This is a genomic window from Paeniglutamicibacter psychrophenolicus (assembly GCF_017876575.1).
Classification (GTDB): Bacteria; Actinomycetota; Actinomycetes; order Actinomycetales; family Micrococcaceae; genus Paeniglutamicibacter; species Paeniglutamicibacter psychrophenolicus.
On sequence record NZ_JAGIOE010000001.1, the window covers coordinates 2,035,183 to 2,058,590 of the forward strand.

Annotated in this window: 23 protein-coding genes and 1 tRNA gene; 15 read left to right on the plus strand and 9 right to left on the minus strand. The window is 66.4% G+C overall.

The window, feature by feature from the left end; genetic code table 11:
- Positions 1 to 280 precede the first annotated feature (280 nt).
- Positions 281 to 1,621, plus strand: coding sequence for a 4-aminobutyrate--2-oxoglutarate transaminase (gene gabT, locus JOF46_RS09125; RefSeq protein WP_113762302.1), 1,341 nt, complete (start codon positions 281 to 283; stop codon positions 1,619 to 1,621).
- A 150-nt stretch (positions 1,622 to 1,771) separates the two neighbouring features.
- On the opposite strand, the gene rarD is transcribed toward gabT, so the two are convergent.
- Entirely contained in the window at positions 1,772 to 2,722 is a 951-nt protein-coding gene (rarD, locus tag JOF46_RS09130) for an EamA family transporter RarD (RefSeq protein WP_209907033.1), read from the minus strand.
- Between the two features lie 357 nt (positions 2,723 to 3,079).
- Between rarD and JOF46_RS09135 the strand changes: the two genes are divergently transcribed.
- Complete coding sequence (locus tag JOF46_RS09135; protein ID WP_209907034.1) at positions 3,080 to 4,477, plus strand: FAD-dependent oxidoreductase; 1,398 nt, start codon at positions 3,080 to 3,082, stop codon at positions 4,475 to 4,477.
- 62 nt (positions 4,478 to 4,539) lie between these two features.
- On the opposite strand, the gene JOF46_RS09140 is transcribed toward JOF46_RS09135, so the two are convergent.
- Positions 4,540 to 5,070, minus strand: coding sequence for a hypothetical protein (locus JOF46_RS09140; RefSeq protein ID WP_209907035.1), 531 nt, complete (start codon positions 5,068 to 5,070; stop codon positions 4,540 to 4,542).
- A gap of 186 nt (positions 5,071 to 5,256) precedes the next feature.
- Here JOF46_RS09140 and JOF46_RS09145 point away from each other — a divergent pair, with 186 nt between their 5' ends.
- Genes JOF46_RS09145 through JOF46_RS09155 form a run of 3 tightly spaced genes read left to right on the plus strand, consistent with a single transcriptional unit; the run spans position 5,257 to position 7,168 of the window.
- The gene (locus tag JOF46_RS09145; protein ID WP_209907036.1) at positions 5,257 to 6,336 is read left to right on the plus strand and encodes a sigma-70 family RNA polymerase sigma factor; all 1,080 of its coding nucleotides are present in this window, start codon (positions 5,257 to 5,259) and stop codon (positions 6,334 to 6,336) included.
- Positions 6,323 to 6,754, plus strand: coding sequence for a hypothetical protein (locus JOF46_RS09150; protein ID WP_209907037.1), 432 nt, complete (start codon positions 6,323 to 6,325; stop codon positions 6,752 to 6,754). Before JOF46_RS09145 ends, JOF46_RS09150 begins: the two co-directional genes overlap by 14 nt.
- Positions 6,755 to 6,784: 30 nt before the next feature.
- Complete coding sequence (locus JOF46_RS09155; protein WP_209907038.1) at positions 6,785 to 7,168, plus strand: hypothetical protein; 384 nt, start codon at positions 6,785 to 6,787, stop codon at positions 7,166 to 7,168.
- Positions 7,169 to 7,351: 183 nt separating this feature from the next.
- Here JOF46_RS09155 and JOF46_RS09160 read toward each other — a convergent pair whose 3' ends face one another.
- Positions 7,352 to 8,863 (minus strand): catalase, encoded by a 1,512-nt coding sequence (locus JOF46_RS09160; RefSeq protein ID WP_425355043.1) that lies wholly within the window; start codon positions 8,861 to 8,863, stop codon positions 7,352 to 7,354.
- A 40-nt stretch (positions 8,864 to 8,903) separates the two neighbouring features.
- Positions 8,904 to 9,332: a Fur family transcriptional regulator gene (locus JOF46_RS09165; RefSeq protein WP_209907040.1), complete on the minus strand. Its 429-nt coding sequence runs from the start codon at positions 9,330 to 9,332 to the stop codon at positions 8,904 to 8,906.
- Positions 9,333 to 9,403: 71 nt separating this feature from the next.
- Between JOF46_RS09165 and JOF46_RS09170 the strand changes: the two genes are divergently transcribed.
- The 5 genes from JOF46_RS09170 (at position 9,404) to efeB (ending at position 15,409) form a co-directional block, all read left to right on the plus strand.
- Entirely contained in the window at positions 9,404 to 10,684 is a 1,281-nt protein-coding gene (locus JOF46_RS09170; RefSeq protein WP_209907041.1) for an MFS transporter, read from the plus strand.
- Positions 10,685 to 10,790: 106 nt separating this feature from the next.
- Positions 10,791 to 11,663: a zinc metalloprotease HtpX gene (htpX, locus tag JOF46_RS09175; RefSeq protein WP_209907042.1), complete on the plus strand. Its 873-nt coding sequence runs from the start codon at positions 10,791 to 10,793 to the stop codon at positions 11,661 to 11,663.
- A 380-nt stretch (positions 11,664 to 12,043) separates the two neighbouring features.
- Entirely contained in the window at positions 12,044 to 12,889 is an 846-nt protein-coding gene (efeU, locus tag JOF46_RS09180; protein WP_209907043.1) for an iron uptake transporter permease EfeU, read from the plus strand.
- A gap of 31 nt (positions 12,890 to 12,920) precedes the next feature.
- Positions 12,921 to 14,081 (plus strand): iron uptake system protein EfeO, encoded by a 1,161-nt coding sequence (gene efeO / locus JOF46_RS09185; RefSeq protein WP_209907044.1) that lies wholly within the window; start codon positions 12,921 to 12,923, stop codon positions 14,079 to 14,081.
- A gap of 5 nt (positions 14,082 to 14,086) precedes the next feature.
- On the plus strand, positions 14,087 to 15,409 hold the full coding sequence (gene efeB / locus JOF46_RS09190; RefSeq protein ID WP_209907045.1) for an iron uptake transporter deferrochelatase/peroxidase subunit: 1,323 nt from the start codon (positions 14,087 to 14,089) through the stop codon (positions 15,407 to 15,409).
- A gap of 124 nt (positions 15,410 to 15,533) precedes the next feature.
- Here the strand turns inward: efeB and JOF46_RS09195 are convergent, their stop codons facing one another.
- Positions 15,534 to 16,022 (minus strand): YajQ family cyclic di-GMP-binding protein, encoded by a 489-nt coding sequence (locus JOF46_RS09195; protein WP_209907046.1) that lies wholly within the window; start codon positions 16,020 to 16,022, stop codon positions 15,534 to 15,536.
- A gap of 157 nt (positions 16,023 to 16,179) precedes the next feature.
- Between JOF46_RS09195 and JOF46_RS09200 the strand changes: the two genes are divergently transcribed.
- Positions 16,180 to 16,261, plus strand: a tRNA-Tyr gene (locus tag JOF46_RS09200).
- Between the two features lie 169 nt (positions 16,262 to 16,430).
- Here JOF46_RS09200 and JOF46_RS09205 read toward each other — a convergent pair.
- A complete protein-coding gene (locus tag JOF46_RS09205) occupies positions 16,431 to 16,844 on the minus strand; it encodes a hypothetical protein (protein WP_209907047.1) in 414 nt (137 codons plus the stop codon).
- A 349-nt stretch (positions 16,845 to 17,193) separates the two neighbouring features.
- On the opposite strand from JOF46_RS09205, the gene trxA reads away from it, so the two are divergent.
- A complete protein-coding gene (gene trxA / locus JOF46_RS09210) occupies positions 17,194 to 17,565 on the plus strand; it encodes a thioredoxin (RefSeq protein ID WP_209907048.1) in 372 nt (123 codons plus the stop codon).
- Positions 17,566 to 17,578: 13 nt separating this feature from the next.
- Here trxA and JOF46_RS09215 read toward each other — a convergent pair whose 3' ends face one another.
- Positions 17,579 to 18,571: a DNA-3-methyladenine glycosylase family protein gene (locus tag JOF46_RS09215; protein ID WP_209907049.1), complete on the minus strand. Its 993-nt coding sequence runs from the start codon at positions 18,569 to 18,571 to the stop codon at positions 17,579 to 17,581.
- 95 nt (positions 18,572 to 18,666) lie between these two features.
- Between JOF46_RS09215 and JOF46_RS09220 the strand changes: the two genes are divergently transcribed.
- Together JOF46_RS09220 and JOF46_RS09225 are read left to right on the plus strand one after the other, a co-directional pair.
- On the plus strand, positions 18,667 to 20,043 hold the full coding sequence (locus JOF46_RS09220; RefSeq protein WP_209907050.1) for a cystathionine beta-synthase: 1,377 nt from the start codon (positions 18,667 to 18,669) through the stop codon (positions 20,041 to 20,043).
- Positions 20,044 to 20,062: 19 nt separating this feature from the next.
- Positions 20,063 to 21,220, plus strand: a complete 1,158-nt coding sequence (locus JOF46_RS09225) for a cystathionine gamma-synthase (RefSeq protein WP_209907051.1) — start codon at positions 20,063 to 20,065, stop codon at positions 21,218 to 21,220.
- 88 nt (positions 21,221 to 21,308) lie between these two features.
- On the opposite strand, the gene JOF46_RS09230 is transcribed toward JOF46_RS09225, so the two are convergent.
- The gene (locus JOF46_RS09230) at positions 21,309 to 22,496 is read right to left on the minus strand and encodes an amidohydrolase (RefSeq protein ID WP_209907052.1); all 1,188 of its coding nucleotides are present in this window, start codon (positions 22,494 to 22,496) and stop codon (positions 21,309 to 21,311) included.
- 61 nt (positions 22,497 to 22,557) lie between these two features.
- Complete coding sequence (locus tag JOF46_RS09235) at positions 22,558 to 22,998, minus strand: hypothetical protein (RefSeq protein WP_209907053.1); 441 nt, start codon at positions 22,996 to 22,998, stop codon at positions 22,558 to 22,560.
- 129 nt (positions 22,999 to 23,127) lie between these two features.
- On the opposite strand from JOF46_RS09235, the gene JOF46_RS09240 reads away from it, so the two are divergent.
- Positions 23,128 to 23,400: a metal-sensitive transcriptional regulator gene (locus JOF46_RS09240; RefSeq protein WP_071212887.1), complete on the plus strand. Its 273-nt coding sequence runs from the start codon at positions 23,128 to 23,130 to the stop codon at positions 23,398 to 23,400.
- Positions 23,401 to 23,408 lie beyond the last annotated feature (8 nt).

Genomic DNA, 23,408 nt, shown 5'->3' on the forward strand with positions numbered 1-23,408 from the left:
CACGTCCAACCCCTTGATCGGCCCGGTGCGGCGGCAGGAACAAACTGCCGCCGCACCGGGCCGATCGTGCATGGGAAAACGCCCCCTGCCCCCTGTGCATTTGCACTGCAATCCGCGAGGTCGACTGTGCCAATTCCACTGGCGGGTGCTCCGCGCCACGGCATAGGCTTCGAGGTAGAAAACACCACCACATCACCGGGTTTCCCCGCGCGTCTTCGTCGCAATTGCCGCCGAATGGTGCAACCTGGGGGAACCGGGTCCGGGAAAGGACTGAACGTTCATGGCCATCACCTACCGCATTGAACAAAAACGACAGATCAACGGCGCATTCCCCGGACCGAAGTCGGTGGAGCTGGCGGCACGCCGCACCAACGCCGTCGCCGCGGGCGTGGCCTCGGCTCTTCCGGTGTACGTCGCGGATGCCGACGGCGGCATCATCGTCGATGTCGACGGCAACTCGATCATCGACCTGGGATCCGGCATCGCCGTGACGTCCGTGGGCGCCTCCAACGAAAAGGTTGCCGCAGCGGTTGCCGCACAGGCCGCCCGCTTCACCCACACCTGCTTCATGGTCACCCCGTACGAGGGCTACGTCGAGCTGGCCGAGAAGCTTGCCGAAATCACCCCTGGCACCCACGCGAAGAAGGCAGTCTTCTTCAACTCCGGTTCCGAGGCCGTGGAGAACGCCATCAAGGTTGCCCGCGTGGCCACCGGCCGCCAGGCAGTTGTCGCCTTCGACCACGCCTACCACGGCCGCACCAACCTCACCATGGGCCTGACCGCCAAGGCAGCCCCGTACAAGCGAGGCTTCGGCCCGCTGGCACCGGAAATCTACCGCATGCCGATGAGCTACCCGTACCGCGAGGAAAACCCGAACATTTCGGGCAAGGAAGCCGCCGAGCGCGCCATCCTGGCCATGGAGAAGCAGATCGGCGGCGACCAGATCGCTGCAATCATCATCGAACCGATCCAGGGCGAGGGCGGCTTCATCGTCCCGGCCGAGGGCTTCCTGGGCCGCATCGCCGAATGGGCCAAGGAGCAGGGCATCGTCTTCGTCGCCGACGAGGTGCAGGCCGGCTTCTGCCGCGCCGGTGCCTGGTTCGCCTCCGACATCGAGGGCATCGTCCCGGACATCATCACCGTGGCCAAGGGCATCGCCGGTGGCATGCCGCTGTCGGGCATCGTGGGACGCGCCGAGCTGCTTGACTCGGTCCACCCCGGCGGCCTGGGCGGCACCTACGGCGGCAACCCGGTTGCCGTCGCTGCAGCACTGGAAACCATCAAGTACATGGAAGAGCACGATCTCGCGGCCCGCGCCCGCGAGATCGAAGAACAGTTCTTCACCCGCATGCGCAAGATCGCCTCCGAGGTTTCGGTCATCGGTGACATCCGCGGCCGCGGCGCCATGGTTGCCATCGAGCTGGTCAAGGCCGGCGGCACCGAGCCGGATGCGGAGATCACCAAGAAGATCGCCGCCGACTGCCTGGCTGCCGGCGTGCTGATCCTCACCTGCGGAACCTACGGCAACGTCATCCGCCTGCTGCCGCCGCTGGTCATCAGCGACGAGCTGCTGGCCGAGGCGTTCGAAGTCCTCGAGGGTGCGATCCGCGCCAACGCCTAGCCCATGGGCTAGCGCCAGACCACGAAAGGGACCGATCCGGTCGTCCAGTTCACTTTGGACGACCGGATCGGTCCCTTTTTTTGATCCCCTACCCGAACGCCCCTGGAGCCGCCGCGATGGCCACGCCGAATTCCGGGGTGCGAAAGCGGTCTAGGAAACCTTTATCGCGGTGAGCCGGCGTGGCTGTCGGGCCATGTCGATGCACAGCATGGCCACGGCGACCCAGACCAAGGCAAAACCAATCAGCCGTTCCACCGGCATGGGTTCATTGAAGACCACCAGGGCCACGATGAACTGCAGGATCGGGGCCAGGAACTGCAAGGTGCCCAGCGTCGTCAGCGGAAGGCGCCGCGCCGCGGCCCCGAAGAGCAGCAACGGGACGGCGGTGATGATTCCGCTGGCGGCCAGCAGCCAGAAGTGTGCCGGCCCGGCGGAAAGAACAGTGTCGGTGTTCGAGGCGACCAGCCAGACCAGGAACCCCAGGGCCGGGAGGGCGAGGATCGCTGTTTCCATGCTCAGGGACGTCAGTGCCGTGGCGGTGCGGCCCACGCGGTTTTTCACGAAGCCGTACAGGCCGAAGGAAAACGCCAGGGTCAACGCGATGTAGGGGACGTTGCCGTAGGCAAAGGTGAGCGTGATGACCGCTGCCAGCCCGAACCCGATGGCCACCCACTGCAACCTGCGCAGTTTTTCCTTCAGGAAGATCACGCCCAGGGCAATGGATACCAGCGGGTTGATGAAGTATCCCAGGGCGGCCTCCGCCGCATGCCCGTTGAGCACCGCATAGGTGTAGGTCAACCAGTTCACCGCAATGAGCACCGAGGCCACCGACAGGCGAACCATCGCCTGGCGGTCACGGCCCAGCGCGAGGAAATGCCCCCAGTTCTTTGTCACGGTCAACAGGATCGCGCAGAAAACCAGCGACCAGACGATGCGGCTGGCAACGATCTCCCAGGGGGAGGCGATGGCGATGGTCAGGAAGTACAGCGGCAGCAGTCCCCACAGGCCGTATGCACCCAGGCCCTGGAGCAGGCCCCTGGTGCGTTCGGCGGGCCCGCCCGCGATGGCGGTGGTCGTTGCTGTGGACGGCGTTTGGGTCATGATCGACTCAACAGGGCGTGCATTGGTTCCATTCCGGGCGCGCGAACCCGTCAGGGATTCGCGCAGGTCTTGGGTCGGCCAGGCGCCGGTTCACGATGCTCACGGGTAGCATGGGTGTTTGGCGTCGTGTTGGGGCACGTTTTGCCCCTTCTATGTGAGCCTATCGCGGGCCCGCGCCCGCCGGAGGCCCGGATGCGGTGCCGGAACGTGCTGATTGCCCACAGCAAGCGGGGGCAGGGCACCCAGGGCGTGAGCATCCCCACAATGGTTCACGTTCGGCGACCGGTGCCAATTAGACTAGTTGGGTGTGCGCTATTTGCGCTGTCCAGTGATCATTCTCCGGAAGGAACCTCCCTCGTGTCCGATTCAGCAGTACGCCCGCTCCGTGTCGCCATTATCGGGGCAGGTCCGGCCGGCGTTTATGCTGCCGACATCCTGACCAAGGCAGAGCGCGAGTTCGAGGTCAGCATCGACCTGCTTGACGCCTACCCGGCACCCTACGGGCTGATCCGCTACGGCGTCGCCCCGGACCACCCGCGCATCAAGGGCATCGTCAATGCCCTGCACAAGGTGCTTGACCGCGGCGACATCCGCTTCCTGGGCAACGTGACCTACGGCCGGGACCTGACGCTGCGCGACATCCGCAACATGTACGACGCGGTCATCTTCGCCACCGGCGCCATCAAGGACGCCCGCATGGAGATCCCGGGAATCGACCTCGAGGGGTCCTTCGGCGCGGCCGACTTCGTCTCCTGGTACGACGGCCAGCCGGACGTTCCGCGCACCTGGCCGCTGGAAGCCAAGGAAATCGCGGTGCTGGGCAACGGCAACGTGGCCCTGGACGTGGCCCGGGTGCTCTCCAAGCATGCCGAGGATCTCTTGGTCACCGAGATCCCCGAGAACGTCTTTGAGGGCCTGAAGGACTCGCCCGTCACTGACGTGCACATCTTTGGCCGCCGCGGCCCGGCCCAGGTGAAGTTCACGCCGCTGGAACTGCGCGAACTCAGCCACAGCCGCGACGTCGACATCGTGCTTTACCCGGAGGACTTCGAGTTCGACGAGGCCTCGGACGCGTTGATCAAGTCGAACAACCAGGTCAAGACGATGGTCAACACGCTGACCAACTGGATCGTGGAGGAGCAGGACACCGGCGCCTCGCGCCGCCTGCACCTGCACTTCCTGCACAACCCGATCGAGATCACCGGGGCGGACGGCAAGGTCTCCGGGATCAAGTTCGAGCGCCAGGAACTCGACGGCACCGGGAACGTCAAGGGCACCGGCGAGTTCATCGACTACCCGGTCCAGGCCGTCTACCGCGCCATCGGCTACCTCGGCTCGGAGCTGGCGGAGCTCGAATTCGACGAACGCCGCGGTGTCATCCCCAACGAGGGTGGGCGCGTGCTTGATACCGACGGCACCCATGTTCCGGGTCTCTACGCCACGGGTTGGATCAAGCGCGGCCCCGTCGGCCTGATCGGCCACACGAAGGGCGATGCCCTCGAGACCATCGGAAACCTTCTCGAGGATCGCCTCTCTTTGCCGGTGGCAAGCCACCCGGGCGAGGACGAGATCATCAAGCTGCTGGAATCCCGCGGCGTCCAGTACACGACCTGGGACGGCTGGAAGAAGCTGGACGCCCACGAGATTTCCCTGGGTGCCGCAGCCTCCCCGGCGCAGACCTCAAACGGTCCGGTGGACCGCGCCCGCGTGAAGGTTGTGGAGCGCGAGGAAATGGTCAAGATTTCCCGAGGCTAGACTGTATAGCGCAAGGGCCTGTGTTTTCCGAAGTAGCGGAGAACATGGGCCCTTGTTTTTGCCTAATGCCACAGGGTTCCCAGTAGCCGTCGAAGCGCCCTTACGTCGACGGGCACCGGCTCGACGTCCAGGTGCAGGCTCTGCCCGGGGACGCCATGTCTTTCCAGAACCCGCTCGAGCTCCAACCCCAGTTCATGGACCCGGCGTTCAAAGTGCTGCCGGTTTGACAGTCCGCTGCCGGGGTCCCAGCACGTGAGCTGGTGGCTGAACAGATCCGTGGATTCCACCCAGGCGTCGGCAAAGACCACCTGGAGGCCTTGGGAATCGGGGTGCGGAAACACCTCGAAGAGTGCCTGGAGGTCGGTCAGGGACTCCGCGATCCCCACGCCCTGGGCGGCCCTGCGGGAAGCGAGCGACCGAACGGCCGAATCCGGGTCCCGGCGTTTGGACAGCATGACGGCGGCCACACGGGTGGCCGAGCAATGCCAGTCGGAATCGCGAAGCCAGCCGCGGTCCTGGGACTTTGCACGCCAGAGTTCCACGAGCGCTTCGGGACCGATTCCGGTCTCGGACCGACGGGGAAAATACTTCATGGTTCCTTAGAGAACCCTGGGGAACAAACATGACGCGAAAGATCCGAAAGTTCCCTTCGTTTTCTGCGTCACAAAAGCGTGCGTCGTCTGTCTTTGGTATATGGCACGCTGCGTGGAGACTTGGGGATAGGAACCCATGGTGTTCCGCGGGAGCAACAGTAGAGCCATTCGCAGCGAAAGGTATCCGTGAATACTTCCCCTGGCCCCAGCAAGGAGCCAATTGAACCAGGCGACTCGGAACTCATCGTCCAAGTACGCGCGGGAAGTGTGCGCGCCCAGGAACTTCTGTATGCCCGCCACCACGACGCTGCCCTGCGCGTTGCCTACCGCCATTCCAACAGTTCCTACGAGGCCGAAGACCTGGCGGCCGAGGGCTTTGAAAAGGTCTTTGCCGTGCTGCGGACCGACAAGGGGCCGGACGCATTCTTTCGTGCCTACTTGTGCACGACCGTTTCACGGCTGGCGTTCGCCTACAACAACAAGGAAAAACGCCAGGCGCTGACCGACGAATTCACGACCTTCGATACCGGGGACGACTATTCCGACCCGGTCATGAACCAGTTTGAATCCGGCATTGTCGGCGGGGCGTTCTCATCGTTGCCCGAACGTTGGCAGGCGGTGCTGTGGTACACGGAAATCGACGGGCTCAAGCCCTCGCGCATAGCTCCCCTGCTGGGCCTTTCCCCCAACGGGGTGTCTGTCCTCGCGGTGCGTGCGCGCGAGGGGCTCCGGCAGGCCTACCTGCAAGGCCATGTCGGTGCCTCGGTGGGGGACGGCTGCCACGGCTACTCCGGCCAGCTGGGGGCGTATGCGCGCGGCGGCCTCAGCGCCCGCAACGAGGCCAAGGTCGAAGAGCATCTCAACGAGTGCTCGAAATGCACGGCAATCCTCGTCCAGGTCAATGACGTCGGCGCATCCATGCGTGGCGTCATTGCACCGTTGTTCCTGGGCGGGATCACGGCGCTGGGCATACCCGCTGCCATCTCTTCGGCAACCGCGGGCGGTTCCGGCGCAGGGTCGGCGGCGGGTTCCGTTTCTGCCGCCACGGGCACGGTGGCCGCCGGAACCGGTTCGGCAAGCTCGGGTGCGACCTTCTGGGCAGTGCTTGGGTCAACCATCGGTGCGAACGCCGTTGCCATTGCCGCCACCGCGGTGGCGATGGCCGCCGTCGTGGCCGGGGTGGCCTTCGGCGTCAATGAGACCGGCGACCGGGGCAAGGCCGCCGTCGGCGATGACGGGGGTGCAACTCACCGTGCCACACGATGAACTTGGTTTCGACGACGATGTCATGATTCCCATGGATCTGGTTGACAGGTTCCACGATCCACAGATACTGCCGGTTGCCTCGGAACCGGCGCAGGGTTCCCCGATCGGCGGTAGCCGGCAGAACGAGCGCCATGCGGCACCACCCGCGGTTGGGCGGATGAACCTGATCCTTCCGCGCACCAACGAACTGCAGCGTGAGGTCGAAACCATCGTCGCCCTGGACGAACCGGAACCCGGGAGCAGCCTCCCCGAGGCTTCCCCGACCGATGCCACCGACCCGGTCCCCGGACCCACTACCTCGAGAACACCTGACGAGGTAGACCCGTCACCCGTGGATCCGACCGAAACTGCGCCGAGCGAACCTGCTGAACCGACGCCGCCAGTCAATCCGACGGTGGAGCCGACCGAGCCGACATAGGCGCCCGCCGAGCCGACTCCGACCCCGACGGTGGAACCCACCGAGCCGACCCCGACGCCGAGCGAGCCGACAGACCCGCCCGCCACGTCCGAGCACATCAATGTGGAAGCCGCGGGCGATGGGTACGAGGTCTTGGTGGATGCGCGTGCCTTCGGGGCCGGAGGCTCAGTGAGCATACTCTTCGAGCGGCTGTCCGGGGAAGGCACCTTTGCGGTGTTCCGGGAAACGGGCGCTGGATGCTCGGAGCCCACCGAATCCGGCGGCGTGGTGTCATACTCGTGCTCCGGCCCGGGTGCGGGAAAGGACTCATTCAACGTCGAGGGAACACCGGTGCCCGGGACCGCGTTGGTGGTCCGGGTGACACTGGCCGACAAGCAAGGCAGCCAGACCCAGGCAGACCTCGTGTTCGAGTAGCCCGATGGTTCGCGGCGCGAGCCCCGTCACCGTGGCCTCGGGTGGCACCGCGCGTACTTGGATGCCGCCGGGGCCAGGGGCCATCCATGACCGGTCGGCAACTGGAAACGGTTCGGCCCGGCCTCACCATGGTGGGGGGAGTCCGGGCCGAACCGTTGTTACGTGTTGGATTCCAGGGGCGGGTTAGGCCTTGGACGCCATTTCTGCTGCACCGTCGGTGGAGCCTGCAACGCCGGCCGCGTAGCCGTCGCGCAGGATCGCACCGAGGTTTGCATCGACGCTGCCCCAGTACTGGAAGAAGCGCTCACGGATGTCATCACGGGTGATGCCGTTGGCCTGGCCCAGCAGGGTTGCGTGGAAGCGTTCCTTCGACTCGGCGCTGTAGACGTCGCGGTACAGCGTGCCTGCCTGGCCGAAATCGGAGTCCTCGGAGCGCAGGGTCTGCGCGGCGCGCACCAGCTCGCCGTCGTTTTCCCAGCTGCCTTCGGCTGCACGGGTCGGATCGGCTGCCGGTCCACCGTAGGAGTTCGGGGTGTAGACGCGCGCATCGGTGTCGTTGAAGTGGTACTGCATGGCACCTTCGTGCATGTAGGTGGTCACCTTGGACGCGTGCGGCTGGTTCACCGGCAGCTGGTTGTAGTTCGTGCCGATGCGGTTGCGCTGGGCATCCGGGTAGGAGAACACGCGGGCCATCAGCATCTTGTCGGGGCTGATGTCGATGCCCGGAACCAGGTTCGACGGCGAGAAGGCTGCCTGCTCGATCTCGGCGAAGAAGTTGCGCGGGTTGCGGTTCAGCGTGAAGTGGCCAACCGGGATCAACGGGTAGTCGGCGTGCGGCCAGACCTTGGTGATGTCGAACGGGTTGAAGCGGTAGGTCTTGCCCTCTTCGTACGGCATGATCTGCACCGAGACGTCCCAGGTCGGGAAGTTGCCGGCCTCGATGTTCTCGTACAGGTCGCGGCGGTAGTAGTCGGCGTCCGAGCCGGCAAGCTTCTCGGCTTCCTCGGCACCCATGTTGTGCACGCCCTGGCGGGAGTGGAAGTGGTACTGCACCCAGAAGCGCTCGCCCTCGGCGTTGATCCACTGGTAGGTGTGCGAGCCGTAGCCGTTCATCTCGCGCCAGGAGGTCGGCAGGCCGCGGTCGCCCATGACGTAGGTGACCTGGTGGGCCGACTCCGGGGAAAGGGTCCAGAAATCCCACTGCATGTCGGCATCGCGCAGGGCGGAGCCGCCCAGACGCTTCTGCGAGTGGATGAAGTCCGGGAACTTGATGCCGTCGCGGATGAAGAACACCGGGGTGTTGTTGCCCACGACGTCGTAGTTGCCCTCGGTGGTGTAGAAGCGAAGTGCGAAGCCACGCACGTCGCGCCAGGTGTCCGGGGAGCCCTGCTCGCCGGCCACCGAGGAGAAGCGCAGCAGCGTCTCGGACTTGGCGCCCGGCTGGAAGACAGCTGCGCGGGTGTACTTGGAAACGTCCGCGGTCACGACGAACTCGCCGAAGGCGCCGCCGCCCTTGGCGTGCGGGTTGCGCTCCGGGACACGCTCGCGGTTGAACGAGGCCAGCTTTTCGACGAGGTAGCGGTCGTGAAGCGCGGTGATGCCGTCGGGACCGGCGGTCAGCGAGTGTGCGTCGCTGGCGACCGGGGCACCGGACTGGGTGGTGGTGAAGTTCTCGCTCAAGAGATTCTCCTTCATTGTGGGTTGGTAACTCTTCTGCCGGTGTCCCGGAGCGCAGCTAGGCGGCGCCGGTCTTCCTGCAGTCTTCACAGATGCCCTGGTAAAGGACATCAGCAATCTGGATGACCATGCCGTGGCTGTCCGAGGGGGTCAGGCAGGGGGCATGGCCCACCGCGCATTCCACATCCTCGATCCGGCCGCAGCTGGTGCATATGGCATGGTGGTGGTTGTCGTTCACGCGGGTCTCGTAGAGGGCCGGCGAGTGCGGGGGACTGAAGCGGCGCAGCATGCCCTGCTCCGTCAGATCATTAAGCACGTTGTAAACGGACTGGATGGAAACATCGGGCAACGCGTGGTGGACCGCATCGACAACCTTCTCCGCCGAGGAGTGCGGGTGTTCGTCCAGGACCTCGAGCACGGCCAAGCGGCCGCGGGTAACCCGCAGGCCGAGGTCCCGCATCTGCGCCGAATAGTCCATGTGATCCATTCCACCTCCTTATTTTGAATCTGTCAAGATAGCGGTCTTTTCGGCGTGGCGCCTGTGGCTAGACTCGATTCGTGGCACGACTCCTGGCTGACCTCACCCCTTTGCGCGAAAGCCCCGCATTCAAGCGGCTGTGGATCGGCAACGCCCTCGCGGCCGTCGGCGGGCAGCTGACCCTGGTGGCGGTCAGCCTCGAGGTCTACGCGCTCACCGGTTCCAGCCTGCACGTCGGGCTGCTCGGTGCCTTCGCGCTGGTGCCGCTGGTGCTCACCGGCCTGTACGGCGGATCGATCGCCGATGCGCACGACCGGCGCAAGGTCGCCCTGGGCTCCGCCCTGGTGCTGTGGGTGGCCACCGCCGCCATCGCGGCCCAGGCTTGGCTGGGCGTGGACAACGTCTGGGTGCTTTACGGGCTGGTGGCCATCCACTCGGCGGCCGGCGGCATCAACCAGCCCACCCGCGGGGCCATCATCCCGGCCATCGTGGGCCTGAAACTGCTGCCGGCGGCGAACTCGCTGAACATGGTCACCTTCGGCATCGCCCAGATGGTCGGCCCGCTGCTCGGCGGGCTGCTGGTAGCGCAGGTCGGCTTCGGCTGGACCTACTCCATCGACGTGCTCACCTATGCCGCCGCCGTCTGGTCCGTCTACAAGCTGCCGTCGATGCCTCCCTCCGGCACCCCGGCCAAGGCGGGGCTGCGGTCGGTCATCGAGGGATTCAGGTTCCTGGGTTCCCAGCCCAACGTGCGCATGACGTTCCTCATCGACCTGGCGGCCATGGTGCTGGCCGCGCCGCGCGCGCTGCTGCCGGCCATCGGCGCGGTGCTGATCGGCGGGGGCGAGCTGACCATGGGACTGTTGCTGGCGGCAACCGCCATGGGCGCTTTCCTGGCCGGAATGTTCTCCGGGCCCGTGGGCCGCATCCACCGCCAGGGCGTGGCGGTGTTCGTCTGCGTGAGTGTCTGGGGCGCCAGCATCGGCCTGTTCGGGGTCGTGGTCATCCTGGCCGCACGCGGCCCGGTCCCCGCCGACGGCTCGGCCGGCGCGTGGATCTGGCCCGCCGCCGCCTGCATGGCGCTGGCCGGGGTCGCGGACGCGATTTCCTCGGTCTTCCGCACCACCATCTTGCAGACCGCGACGCCCGACCACCTGCGCGGACGCCTGCAGGGCGTGTTCATCGTGGTGGTCGCCGGCGGGCCGCGGTTGGGGGAGATGCTCTCCGGGACCGTGGCCACCGGGCTGGGCGAGGGAGCCACGCTGCTGGCCGGCGGCGTCGCGTGCATCGTGGTTGCGGCCGCCTTGATGCGCTGGGAGCCGGGATTCCTGCGTTACGACGCCAGGCACCCACGATCCTGAAAGCCGGGCTCCAGCGGGAACAAAGCCGGCGCACAGCAGGTTTGAGTAAACTGTATGCAAGCATCGATCCGGCAAATCCGGAACGTCTAACGAGGAGTGAACCGCAGTGCACAATCACAACAACGGCCTGAAGACGGCGGGGTTGCTCGGCGGCCTGTTCGCGCTGCTGCTGGCCATTGGTGCCTTGCTGGCGTCGGGAACCGGAAGCAGCAGCTTCATCTGGATCTTCGCACTCATCGGCGTGGCCACCACCGCCTACGGGTACTGGAATTCCGACAAGCTGGCGATCCGCTCGATGCAGGCCTACCCGGTCACCGAGGCGGACCAGCCGGCCATGTACCGGATCGTGCACGAGCTCTCGGTTGCCGCCCAGCAGCCGATGCCGCGCCTCTTCGTCTCACCGACCAACGCGCCCAATGCCTTCGCCACCGGGCGCAACCCGGAAAACGCCGCGGTCTGCTGCACCGAGGGAATCCTGCAGCTGCTCAACGAGCGCGAGCTGCGCGGGGTGCTGGGCCACGAACTCATGCACGTGTACAACCGCGACATCCTCACCTCCTCGGTTGCCGCTGCCGTAGCCGGCGTCATCACCTCCGTGGCGCAGATGATGCTCTTCTTCGGCGGCGGGGACCGGCGCAACGCCAACCCCATCGCCCTGATCGCCATGTCGCTGCTGGCGCCGCTGGCTTCCACCGTCATCCAGATGGCCATCAGCCGCACCCGCGAATACGACGCGGACGAGGACGGGGCCAAGCTGACCAACGACCCGCTGGCGCTGGCCTCGGCCCTGCGCAAGCTCGAGGGCGGGGTTCAGCGCGCACCGCTGCCCGCCGACGACCAGCGCTTGGTGAACACCTCGCACCTGATGATCGCCAACCCCTTCCTGGGCGGAGCCAAGAAACTCTTCGCCACCCACCCGCCGATGAACGACCGCATTGCCAGGCTGGAAAAGATGGCAGGCCAGTCCCTGGGCTACTGACCCGGCGGACACCAGCGAACAAGCAAGCGACAAGGCGGTTCCCTTTGGGAGCCGCCTTTGCCGTGCCACGGCGTTTCGGCAGCGAAAGCATCATGGGCCGGGGCCTCGACTTTTCTCGCAATCTTCGGGAATCTGCATTTTTCCGGGCGCTTCCTTATCCGCCCAAGTGAAATGTCGTTTTGTCGCCTGACGGCGGTCGGGGCGCGTTGTGCGGCGTCCGAATCGAAGCGGATTTCGGTTTGCGGTGGGAACTAAGCCGGGCGTAACCTCATTAGGCAATGGGTGCATGGCCTATTGAACCCAGTCACGCCTAAGTCCAACCAACGGCCTGCCCCGCAGGCCCATTGCGACCGGCGGTGAACCACGAAGGTACCCCAGATATGACCGGAAACTTCCTTATCGGCCTGCGCGAAGGCCTCGAAGCGGTACTCCTCGTTGTCCTCCTGCTGGCCTACCTGCGCAAAAGCGGACGCACCGCACTGATCCCGCGGATCTTCACCGGCGTCGCGGTCGCAATCGCCGTCTCGCTGGGTTTCGGAGCCCTGCTGACCTTCGGGCCGCGGGGCCTGACCTTCGAAGCCCAGGAAGCCATCGGCGGAGGACTGTCGATCCTCGCCGTCGGATTCGTGACCTGGATGGTCTTCTGGATGGCGAGCGCGTCAAAGACGCTGGCCAGCGACCTGCGCGGCAAGGTCGATGAGGCCGCCGAAGGTTCGGGCTGGGCGCTGGTGCTGGTCGCTGCCCTGGCAGTGGGGCGTGAGGGCCTGGAAACCGCGCTGTTCCTCTGGGCCGCGACGCGGGCCACAGGGGAAACCTGGCAGCCGCTGCTTGGCGCCACCCTGGGAATCCTGGTCGCCGTGGGGCTCGGTGCACTGCTGCACCGCGGCGTGCTGCGCATCAACCTCTCGAAGTTCTTCACCTGGACCGGGGCCGCGCTGATCGTCGTCGCCGGCGGCGTCCTGGCCTACGGGGTCCATGACCTGCAGGAAGCCGGAATCCTCCCGGGCCTGCACCACCTCGCCTTCGATGTCTCGCACCTCATTGCCCCCTCGGGCTTCCTCGGCACCCTGCTCAAGGGAATCTTCAATTTCTCGCCCGCCACCACCTGGGTCGAGGCCATCACCTGGGTCGCCTACGTCGTGCCGGTGACAATCCTTTATTTCCGCAAGATCCACACCCACAATGGAGCCAAGCGGGCAGCATCCCCGCAGCCGGTCTCCGCCTGACACCCTCTCGCACCCAACCCCGAGGACCTTCATGAAACTCGCTCGCCCGCTGCAGATCACCGCGGCACTGTCCGTGGCAGCCCTGTCCATCACCGGCTGCACCACCAACACGCCCGAGGCCGAGGGCGACGGGGCCATCGCGGTCACCAGCACTGCCGACGCCTGCACGCTCTCGACCACCAGCGCCCCGGGCGGAACGGTCAAGTTCACCGTCAAGAACGAGGGCACCCAGGTCACCGAGTTCTACCTGTTGGCCCAGGACGGGCTGCGGATCATCGGCGAAGTCGAAAACATCGGCCCGGGCCTGAGCCGCGACCTGGTCGTGGTGGCTCCCGAAGGCAACTACATCACCGCCTGCAAGCCTGGCATGGTGGGAGACGGCATCCGGGCCGAGCTTGCCCTGGGCGCGGCACCGGCGGGCCAGAGCGTCAGCACCGACCGGGCCGAAAAGCAGAAGCAGGCCGTCGCGCTGTACGCCGCCTACGTCAAGGACCAGACCGAGCAACTGGTCACCGGCACCAAGGACTTTGCCCAGGCCTTCGCGGCGGGGGACACCTCCACCGCCAAGGACCTCTACCCCAGCGTGCGCATGCACTGGGAACGCATCGAACCGGTCGCCGAATCCTTCGGCGACCTGGACCCGATCCTCGACGCCCGCGAGGCAGACCTGGAAAAGGGACAGGAATGGACCGGCTGGCACCGCGCGGAAAAGGACCTTTGGCCGCCGGCCAGCGGATACCGGGCCATGAGCGACGCCGAACGATCCGCATTGGCCACCAAGATGGTTGCCGACACCGAGGAACTCTACGCACGCACCCGCGAGCTGACCTACACCCCGGACAAGCTCGCCAACGGCGCCAAGGAACTTCTCGACGAGGTCGCCACCGGCAAGGTCACCGGCGAGGAGGAAATCTGGTCGCACACCGACCTCTGGGACTTCCAGGCCAACGTCGATGGCGCCCGCATCGCCTATGAGGACCTCAAGCCGCTGCTGACCGACTCCGACGCCGAACTCGACGCCACCTTGCAAAAGAACTTCGACGCCCTGCAGAAGCTGCTCGACGGCCACAAGAAGGGCCAGGGCTTCGTGTTCTACGACGAATTGGACCAGGCCCAGGTGCAGGAACTGAGCGCAGCGGTTGACGCACTGGCCGAGCCGCTGTCCAAGTTGACCGCCGCCGTGGTGAAGTAGGAATCATGCTCGGCAGGAACAAGACCGGGGCCAAGGCCCCGGACCAGACCACCCAAGGTGGCGAAGCTGCGCCCAAGGCCGCGCCCAGCCGCCGTTCGCTGCTGGTCGCCGCCGGGGCCGGCGGTCTCGGAATCGCCGCGGGGGCGCTGGGACATGCTGCCCTGGGCGCGGAAGCCTCCTCGGGCGCGCAGGTCGAGGACATCGTCCCGTTCCACGGGCAGCACCAGGCCGGGATCGCAACCCCCATGCAGGACCGCATGCACATCGCCGCATTCGATGTCACGGTCGAAGGCCGGGACGAGCTCGTGGCCCTGTTGAAGGACTGGACCGCTGCCATCGAGCACCTGATGAAGGGCGCGGACGTCGGGGAGTTCGGTGCGACCGGGGGCAACTACGACGCCCCGCCGGAGGACACCGGCGAGGCCATCGGGCTGCCGGCCAGCCACCTGAGCGTCACCGTCGGCTTCGGGCGGACGCTCTTCGAGGATTCCCGCGGGCCGCGCTTCGGGCTGCAGGGGCGCATCCCCGCCGCACTGATCGACCTGCCGCATTTCCCCGGCGACGCGCTGGAGGAAGCCCGCAGCGGGGGAGACCTCGTGATCCAGGCCTGCGCCGACGACCCGCAGGTCGCGGTCCACGCCATCCGCAACCTGGCACGCATCGGATTTGGCCGCGCCCGGGTGCGATGGTCCCAAATCGGGTTCGGACGCACCTCCTCGACCTCCACCAGCCAGATGACCCCGCGAAACCTCTTCGGCTTTAAGGACGGCACGGCAAACCTGAAGGCCGAGGAGCAAAAGGCGCTGGACACGCACGTCTGGGTCGGCGGCAACACCGGAAATGAAGCATGGATGAACGGGGGGACCTATCTGGTGGCCCGGCGCATCCGCATGCACATCGAAACCTGGGACCGGACGTCCCTGGGCGAACAGGAAACCATCTTCGGCCGGACCAAGCGCGAGGGGGCGCCATTGTCCGGCGGCACGGAATTCTCCGAACCCGACTTCGCCATGCCCGGACGCGGCGGACCGATCATGCCGGTGGATTCACACGTGGCACTTGCCCACCCCTCGGCCAACGGCGGGGTGCAGATGCTGCGCCGCGGATTCAACTACACCGACGGATCCGATGGCCTGGGCCGGCTGGACGCCGGGCTCTTCTTCATCGCCTTCGTCATCGACCCGCGCACGCACTATGTGCCGATGCAAAACGCCATGGCCAAGAACGATGCGCTCGTGGAGTACTTGAAACACACCGGCTCCGGGCTCTTCGCGGTCCCTCCGGGAATCGCCCAGGGCCAGTTCCTGGGGCAGTCCCTGTTTTCCTGAGGGCACGATACCCGGCCCGAAACCCGTCGTGAACGCAAAAGGGGAGGACGGTTGGAACCACCACGGGTGGTTCCAACCGTCCTCCCCTTGCATGCGGCAGTGCCGCGGGGGACGGAAGGTCCGCTTAGCGGAAGTTCACGAACTGCAGGTCGGCTTCCTCGAAGCTGCGCAGCAACGCCATGGTGGTCTGCAGGTCGTCGCGGGACTTGGAGGACACGCGGAGTTCGTCACCCTGGATGGTGGACTTCACGCCCTTGGGTGCCTCGTCGCGAATGAGCTTATTGATCTTCTTCGCCACGTCCTGGGCGATGCCCTCGACGATCTCGGCCTCGATGCGGTACTCCTTGCCCGAGGCGAACGGCTCTCCGGCTTCCAGGGACTTCAAGGAAATGTTCCGTCGGACCAGCTTGGACTGGAACACGTCGAGAACGGCCTTGACGCGTTCCTCGGAGTTTGCCTTCATCAGGATCTTCTCGCCGCTGAAGTCGATCTCGGCACCGATGCCCTTGAAGTCGTAGCGCTGGACGATTTCCTTCTGCGCCTGGTTCATTGCATTGGACACCTCCTGGCTGTCGACCTTGCTGACAACATCAAAAGTTGAATCGCTCGCCATGTGAGCCTCCTCGTATAGGGAATGTGTGCTTTGCCTACAAGAATACCGGGGAGCCGCAAATGGCCGAAAACCCGGGGTTTTGCCCCTCGGGCGGCACCCGATTTTATTTTTGTGAAAAAGCCATGTAGAGTTTCTACTCGTTCCGAAGAGAACATTCGGCAGATTACCCGAGTGGCCAAAGGGGGCTGACTGTAAATCAGCTGGCAACGCCTTCACTGGTTCGAATCCAGTATCTGCCACCGAATGAACGAAGTCCGTGTTCAAATCCCAGGATTTGAACACGGACTTTTTTCATGCCCGCCAGACGTTGACGCAAGCCACACGGGCAACGAGGTTGGGCGGACCGACGAGTCACCCGGGATGCGACCCACATCAACATCCAGTGGCAATTCCCCGGCCACCCAAGTTTCAAGCCGCCATCTGCTCGCTCATCGGCACCACATAGATGTCCCAGAGCAACATGATCGAATCCTTCGGGGCCGCCAACACGGCGTGATAGTGGGCCCACTGCCATTCGGTGGCCCCGTTGTCTTTCAGCGGCCTGGGAGGGCATGATCCGGGAGTGAGCCACCGGCTCCCGTCCCAGATGGCCTGCAGCGGGCCAACGGACGTGGCCGCGGCCGTGCTGTCTTCGAGCGGAACGGGAAATGACACCCGTTCCTGGATCCGCAACGATGGGGCGACCGCGAACGGCGTGGACTCAACGATGGCCAAATCCATGGGGAGCGCATCGACGTAGCGCTCGGCCAACAGCATTCCCTCGGAAAGGGCCTTGCGTCCGGACCCTCCCGTGGTTACCAACAACAATGTGCAGCGTGTCATATCCTTGTCGGCATCCTGCCGCGTTTCCGACAATTCGGTCGCGGCCCTGATGCATCCTTCCTGTTATCCGTGGAACCGGTGCTCCCGGCAGGGGAGCGGGGCGCTCTGGCGAACCCGATGGGGCGGCGATGCCCGTGGGTTCCTTGGTGGTGCGGTCGATGGCTGCCTCCTTGGGTGGTGACGAGGATTCCTTCGAGCATAAGGGCGTGAGAAAGCCCGCGGGGGCGAAGCCGCGAATCTGTGGATAAGTTTCCACGGCCGGCCCTGTGCCGCCGCGGGCAGGGGCGATGCACACCGAAAATCGGGGCCCGACTGCGGCACCAACGGCATCACGCGGTACCGTTGGTACATGGCTACTATCAATATCACCGAGTCTGAGTTCACGACGACGCTGGAAGAAAATGACATTGTCTTCGTAGATTTCTGGGCAGCGTGGTGCGGACCTTGCCGCCAGTTTGCCCCGGTATACGACGCAATCTCCGAGAAATTCACCGAAGTGAAGTTCGCCAAGGTGGACACCGAAGCCGAACAGGGCTTGGCGCGCGCCGCGAACATCACCTCCATCCCCACCCTGATGGCGTTCCGCGACAAGGTGCTGGTCTTCTCGCAGCCCGGCGCCATGAATGCCTCGCAGCTGGACGACCTCGTGGTCGCCGTCAAGGGCATCGACATGCAGCAGGTCCACGCACAGATCGCCCAGCAGGAAGCCGAAGCCAAGTAGCTTCCGCACCTCGCTAGCTACGTCGATGGTCCATGGGCGCCAGCCGAGGACCAAAGGACTGCTTGCGCTGCCCGGAAAGGCCGATCAGGCGCACCACGCGCTGGCGGTGCCCGCTGAAGGGCGCCAACAACTCCAGCATCCCGGCATCATCCACCCGACGGCCGGTGAGCACCTGGCCGACGAATGCGGCCAGGTGGTAGTCACCCACCGACACATGGTCGGGCGCGCCATGGGTGCGTTGCAGCACCTCGGCAATGCTCCATGGGCCCACCCCGGGAATCGATCCCAACGCGGCGGCCAGGGTCCCTTCGCCCATCACGTTTTCGCGCACGGCCCCCAGCTCCAACACCGCCCAGCGTTCGAGGCTTGCGGCGGCCGCCGCCGCACGAACCGCGGTGGCCGATCTCTTGGAATCCACGCGTGCCTGGTGCCATTGCCACGGCTGCAATGAACGGACGGCCGCCGGGGACGGGGGCAATCGCATGTCCGCCGGTGCGGGACCCGGAGGGATCTCGCCCACTGCCCGGCAGAGGTAGCGCCAGGCAAAGTGGGCCTCGATGAGGGTGACCTTCTGCTCGAGGATGGCCGGCAGCAGGGCATCGAACACGCGCCCGGTGGACGGAAACCTCAGGCCCGGATTGAACTTCCTGCTCCGGGCCACCACAGGGTGCAGCAACGCCGAGGTTTCCGGGGCGTCGAAGGCGCGCCAGTCGTCGTAGGCGCCCAGCAGGTGCAGCCCGCGCTCCACCGCATGCTCCGCACCCGGGCCCCAGGCCTTGAGGAAGACCTCGGTGTCGCGACCCGCAGGGTGCCTGGCCAGCAGCGTGACAGGTCCGCCCGGGGCGTGGAAGCACAGCCAGGCCGTGTCGTCCGTGACCTGGGCGGTCGGGTCGCCGGCACCGCGTTGCAGGATGCCCAGGGACTGGCGCAGCGAATACGAGCCGTGCGGCTTCCACGAGGCTTGCGCATCGCACCCCGGCAAGGTGGTTGCTGTCGAATCGGGCATGCCTCCATACTCCCACCGGGCCACCCCGTTTCGACGCATGAAGATTCACTACGAACGGCGTCTTCAATGTGACGACGCGCCGGTAGAGTGGCGCCATGAAGTATGCGCGCACAGTCCTGGACCTGATCGGCAACACGCCGCTGGTCAAGCTCAATTCGGTCACCGCCGGCGTCGAGGCCACGGTCTTGGTCAAGCTGGAATACCTGAACCCCGGCGGCTCCATCAAGGACCGCATCGCCCTGAAGATGGTGGAGAACGCCGAGGCCGACGGGCAACTGCTGCCCGGGGGCACGATCGTGGAACCCACCAGCGGCAACACCGGCGTGGGGCTGGCCATGGTCGGCCAGCTCAAGGGCTACAAGACCATCTTCGTTACCCCCGACAAGGTCGGGGAGGAAAAGCGCGACGTGCTGCGCGCCTACGGGGCGCAGGTCGTGGTGACCCCCACCGCGGTCGCCCCCGATTCCCCCGAGTCCTACTACGGCGTCTCGGACCGGCTGGTGCGCGAGATCCCCGGGGCCTACAAGCCCGACCAGTTCTCCAACCCCGCGGCCCCGGCCAGCCACTACGAAACCACCGGCCCGGAAATCTGGAACGACACCGACGGCACGCTGACCCACGTGGTCATCAGCGCCGGCACCGGCGGCACCATCACCGGCACCGGTCGCTACCTCAAGGACATTTCCGCCGACCGCGCTGCCGGCCCGGTCAGGGTCATCGGCGTGGACCCGGACGGCTCGGTCTACTCCGGGGGCACCGGCCGGCCCTACTTCGTCGAGGGCGTCGGCGAAGACATGTGGCCGGGGAACTACGACCCGAAGGTCCCCGACGAGGTCATCGCCGTGAGTGACGCGGACGCGTTCGCGATGACCCGCCGACTGGCCAAGGAGGAGGGCCTGCTGGTTGGCGGTTCCTCGGGCATGGCCGTGGTCGCCGCCCTGCAGGTGGCCAAGGACCTTCCGGCCGAGGCCATTGTCGTGGTGATCGCCCCCGATGGCGGGCGCGGCTACCTGGGCAAGATCTTCAACGACACCTGGATGCGCTCCTACGGCTTTTTGCGCGACGACGCCACCGACACCGTCGGCGCGCTGTTGGCCGCCAAGCCGGCGGGCCTGCCGGCGCTGGTGCACACCCACCCCAATGAGTCGGTCCGCGACGCGATCGGCATCATGGGCGAATACGGGGTCTCGGCCCTGCCGGTGCTCTCCGCCGAACCCCCGGTGCGCCTGGGCGAGGTCCGCGGCTACATCGACGAGCGCACGCTGACCGAGAAGCTCTTCCGCAACGAGATCGCCCTGACCGACCCGGTGGGCCCGCTGGTGGCCACCGCGCTGCCGCTGATCGGCATCCACGAAACCATTGACCGGGCCAAGGAACAGCTCTCCAAGCACGACGCCCTGCTGGTCACCGACGACGGGGCCGCGGCCGGGGTCATCACCCGGCACGACCTGCTCACCTACCTCACCCACTAAGAAAGTTGGCTCCCCTTTCATGACTGAGAACATCCAAGGATTCAACACCCGCGCCGTCCACGCCGGGCAGGCGTTCGAGCCGCGCACCGGGGCCGTGGTCCCGCCGCTGCACTTCTCCTCGACCTACGCCCAGGACGGCATCGGGAACCTGCGCGCCGGCTACGAATACGGCCGCGGCGGCAACCCCACCCGCGACGCCCTGCAGGAACAGCTCGCCGCCGTGGAGCACGGCACCCACGCCTACTCGTTCTCCTCGGGCCTGGCCGCCGAGGACTCGCTGATCCGCGCGCTGGCCGAACCCGGGGACCACATCGTGCTGGGCAACGACGCCTACGGCGGAACCTACCGGCTCATCTCCCGCGTGCTCGGCGGCTGGGGCATCGGCAACACCCCGGTGGACATGTCCGACCACGCCGCGCTGAAGGCAGCGATCGCGGCCAACAAGACCCGCCTGGTCTGGGTGGAAACCCCGTCGAACCCGATGATGCGCATCACCGACATCGCCGCGGTCGCCAAGATCGCCCACGATGCCGGCGCCTTGCTGGTGGTCGACAACACCTTCGCCTCCCCGGCGCTGCAGCAGCCGCTGGACCTGGGTGCCGACGTGGTCGTGCACTCCACCACCAAGTACATCGGAGGGCACTCCGATGTGGTCGGCGGCGCCGTGGTGGTCAAGGACCCGGTGCTGGCCGAGGCCATCGGCTTCATCCAGTTCGCAGTCGGCGCGGTCTCCGGCCCGATGGACGCGTTCCTGACCACGCGCGGGCTCAAGACCCTGGGCGTGCGCATGCGCACCCACTCGGAGAACGCGATGGCCGTCGCGCAGTGGCTGGCCCAGCGCCCCGAGGTTCAGGCCGTGCACTACCCTGGCCTGGAATCGCACCCGGAGCACGAGCTGGCCAAGAAGCAGATGAGCGGCTTCGGCGGCATGGTCTCGGTGCAGTTCACCGGCGGCGAGGACGCCGCCCGCACCGTGGCCGAGGCGACCCGCGTGTTCACCCTGGCCGAGTCCCTGGGTGGCATCGAGTCGCTGATGAACTACCCCTCGGAGATGACCCACGCCTCGGTCAAGGGCACCGAGCTGGCCGTGCCGGTGAACCTGCTGCGCCTCTCAGTGGGCATCGAGGACATCGCCGACCTGATCGCCGACCTCGAGCAGGCCTTCGCCCGGCTGTAGGCAGCAGCAACCACGCGGGGTGCGTGCCCGACGGGAGAACCCGGCAGGCACGCACCTCGCGTTTTTGGGTTCCGGGGTTCTTGTGCGCCTATTCGGGCACGACCTTGCGGGAGGCAACCACCGGGGTGCGGGTGGCCGCATCGTATTCCATGACCTGCTTCCCGCCGATCCACACGCGCATCGCCCGGGAGAAGACATCGAGCGGGTCCCCGCTCCAGAGCACCAGGTCCGCGTCCTTGCCGGCTTCCAGCGAGCCGATGCGCTCGGCCAGGCCCAGCACCTTCGCCGGGTGGATGGTCACGGCCCGCAGCGCGGTGTCCCGGTCCAGGCCCTCCTTCACCGCCAGGGTGCACTGGTGGATGAGGAAGTTGATCGGGATCACCGGATGGTCGGTGATGATCGAGATCTCCACCCCGGCCTCGGCCAGCCGGCGCGGGTTGGCCAGCGACCGGCCGCGCAGCTCCACCTTGGACTTGGTGGTGAACAGCGGGCCGATGAGCACCGGCACCCCGGCGGCGGCCACCACGTCGCCGATCACATGCGCCTCGGTGCCGTGGTCAAGGACCAGCTCATAGCCGAACTCCGCGGCCAAGCGCAGCGCGGTGGCCACGTCGTCGGTGCGGTGGGCGTGCTGGCGCCACGGGATCTCCCGGCGCAGCACCATTCCCAGGGCCTCGAGCCGTGCGTCGCGCTTGGCCGGGTCGTTGGCGGCCAGGTAGTTCTGCGCCTCGATGAACCCCTGGCGGATCACCATTGCGGTGCCCAGCCGGGTGGAGGGCGTCTTGTCCTTGGCCCCGTACACGCGCTTGGGATTCTCGCCCAGGGCCGACTTGATGCCGCTGGGGGCCCGCAGCACCATCTCATCGACGTAGCGCCCGTGCGTGTGGATCGCGGCGGTCTGCCCGCCGATCGGGTTGCCCGACCCGGGGTTCACGTTCACGGTGGTGACCCCGCCGGACAGTGCGTCGTCGAAGCCGGGGTCGAAGGGATCGATGGCGTCGATGGCACGCACCGCGGCCATGTTCGGGTCCGTCATCTCATTCACGTCGGCCCCGGAACCATCCTCGCCTTCCGGGTGCATGCCCAGGTGCACGTGCGCGTCGATGAACCCGGGCAGCAGCCATGCTCCGTCCGCGTCGAGGACCCGGGCGCCCGCCGGGACCTTCGCCTGCGGTCCCAGCGCGGTGATGACCGATCCGGTGACCACGACGGTCCCGGTGAACGGTTCCCCGATGATCGGGACGACATGTGCATTGGTGATCGCAAAAGTGTTCATGGGTGCACTCTGCCGTGGATTGCCGCGCTCCGACATGGGCAAATGCCCGGGTGCCGGGGATTCACCGACGCTGGTTGCGGGCCTTCTCGGCGCTGCGTTCGGCCCGGCGCTTGGCGCGGGCGACCTTGGATTGCGGGGCGAAGTACCTGGTGGTTCCCGGGCTCCAGAGCAGCGCGACGCCCACCAGCAGCAGCGCGCCGAAGATGCCCAACCGCACCCCGCGGGTCAGCAGCGGGATGCCCACGATGATCCCGCACCAGGTCAGTGACATCCGCCCGGCCAGTTTGCCCAACCAGAGCTGGAGGGTGCAGTACCCGATGACCAGGCCCAGCCCGACCAGGGCAATGCCCGCGCCCCAGAATCCCGGTGCCTCGTTGGCCGGGCGCGAGGCGGCGTTGAGAAAGAACCCGGCGGCGAATGCCAGCGCGGAGGCGCAGGCGGCGGCCCACCACCAGCGGGCGGTGCGCAGCGAGGCCGGCAGCGCGTCCTTCACGGTTTTCACTGCGTTGCCCCGGGGGCGTTTTGCTTCTTCTCCATGCACCGCAGGTTACCCGATGCGCGGGCCCCGCGCGGATTCGGAGTCCGCCCCGGGGCGCCCGGCACCCGTACCCTCGGGGGTATTCTTGGGGGCATGGAACTTGACCCCGTGGAACTGAAACCGGTGCTCAACCGCCTCAAGCGTGCCCAGGGCCAGCTGGCTGCGGTGATCCGGATGATCGAGGAGGGGCGCGAATGCAGCGAGGTCATCACCCAGCTCTCGGCCGCCTCCAAGGCCATGGACCGGGCCGGCTTCAGCATCATTGCCAGCGGCCTGCAATCCTGCATGCTCGCCGAGGCCCGGGAGCCCGGGTCCGCGCAGCTGGACCGGGACAAGCTGGAAAAGCTCTTCCTGTCCCTGGCATAGGATTTTCC

Excerpts from the sequence above, each read along its gene's own strand:
- gabT (WP_113762302.1), top strand. The coding sequence starts at position 281 with ATGGCCATCACCTACCGCATTGAACAAAAACGACAGATCAACGGCGCA.
- rarD (WP_209907033.1), bottom strand. The coding sequence starts at position 2,722 with ATGACCCAAACGCCGTCCACAGCAACGACCACCGCCATCGCGGGCGGG.
- JOF46_RS09140 (WP_209907035.1), bottom strand. The coding sequence starts at position 5,070 with ATGAAGTATTTTCCCCGTCGGTCCGAGACCGGAATCGGTCCCGAAGCG.
- JOF46_RS09160 (WP_425355043.1), bottom strand. The coding sequence starts at position 8,863 with ATGAAGGAGAATCTCTTGAGCGAGAACTTCACCACCACCCAGTCCGGT.
- JOF46_RS09165 (WP_209907040.1), bottom strand. The coding sequence starts at position 9,332 with ATGGATCACATGGACTATTCGGCGCAGATGCGGGACCTCGGCCTGCGG.
- efeU (WP_209907043.1), top strand. The coding sequence starts at position 12,044 with ATGACCGGAAACTTCCTTATCGGCCTGCGCGAAGGCCTCGAAGCGGTA.
- efeO (WP_209907044.1), top strand. The coding sequence starts at position 12,921 with ATGAAACTCGCTCGCCCGCTGCAGATCACCGCGGCACTGTCCGTGGCA.
- efeB (WP_209907045.1), top strand. The coding sequence starts at position 14,087 with ATGCTCGGCAGGAACAAGACCGGGGCCAAGGCCCCGGACCAGACCACC.
- JOF46_RS09195 (WP_209907046.1), bottom strand. The coding sequence starts at position 16,022 with ATGGCGAGCGATTCAACTTTTGATGTTGTCAGCAAGGTCGACAGCCAG.
- JOF46_RS09205 (WP_209907047.1), bottom strand. The coding sequence starts at position 16,844 with ATGACACGCTGCACATTGTTGTTGGTAACCACGGGAGGGTCCGGACGC.
- trxA (WP_209907048.1), top strand. The coding sequence starts at position 17,194 with ATGGCTACTATCAATATCACCGAGTCTGAGTTCACGACGACGCTGGAA.
- JOF46_RS09215 (WP_209907049.1), bottom strand. The coding sequence starts at position 18,571 with ATGCCCGATTCGACAGCAACCACCTTGCCGGGGTGCGATGCGCAAGCC.
- JOF46_RS09220 (WP_209907050.1), top strand. The coding sequence starts at position 18,667 with ATGAAGTATGCGCGCACAGTCCTGGACCTGATCGGCAACACGCCGCTG.
- JOF46_RS09225 (WP_209907051.1), top strand. The coding sequence starts at position 20,063 with ATGACTGAGAACATCCAAGGATTCAACACCCGCGCCGTCCACGCCGGG.
- JOF46_RS09230 (WP_209907052.1), bottom strand. The coding sequence starts at position 22,496 with ATGAACACTTTTGCGATCACCAATGCACATGTCGTCCCGATCATCGGG.
- JOF46_RS09240 (WP_071212887.1), top strand. The coding sequence starts at position 23,128 with ATGGAACTTGACCCCGTGGAACTGAAACCGGTGCTCAACCGCCTCAAG.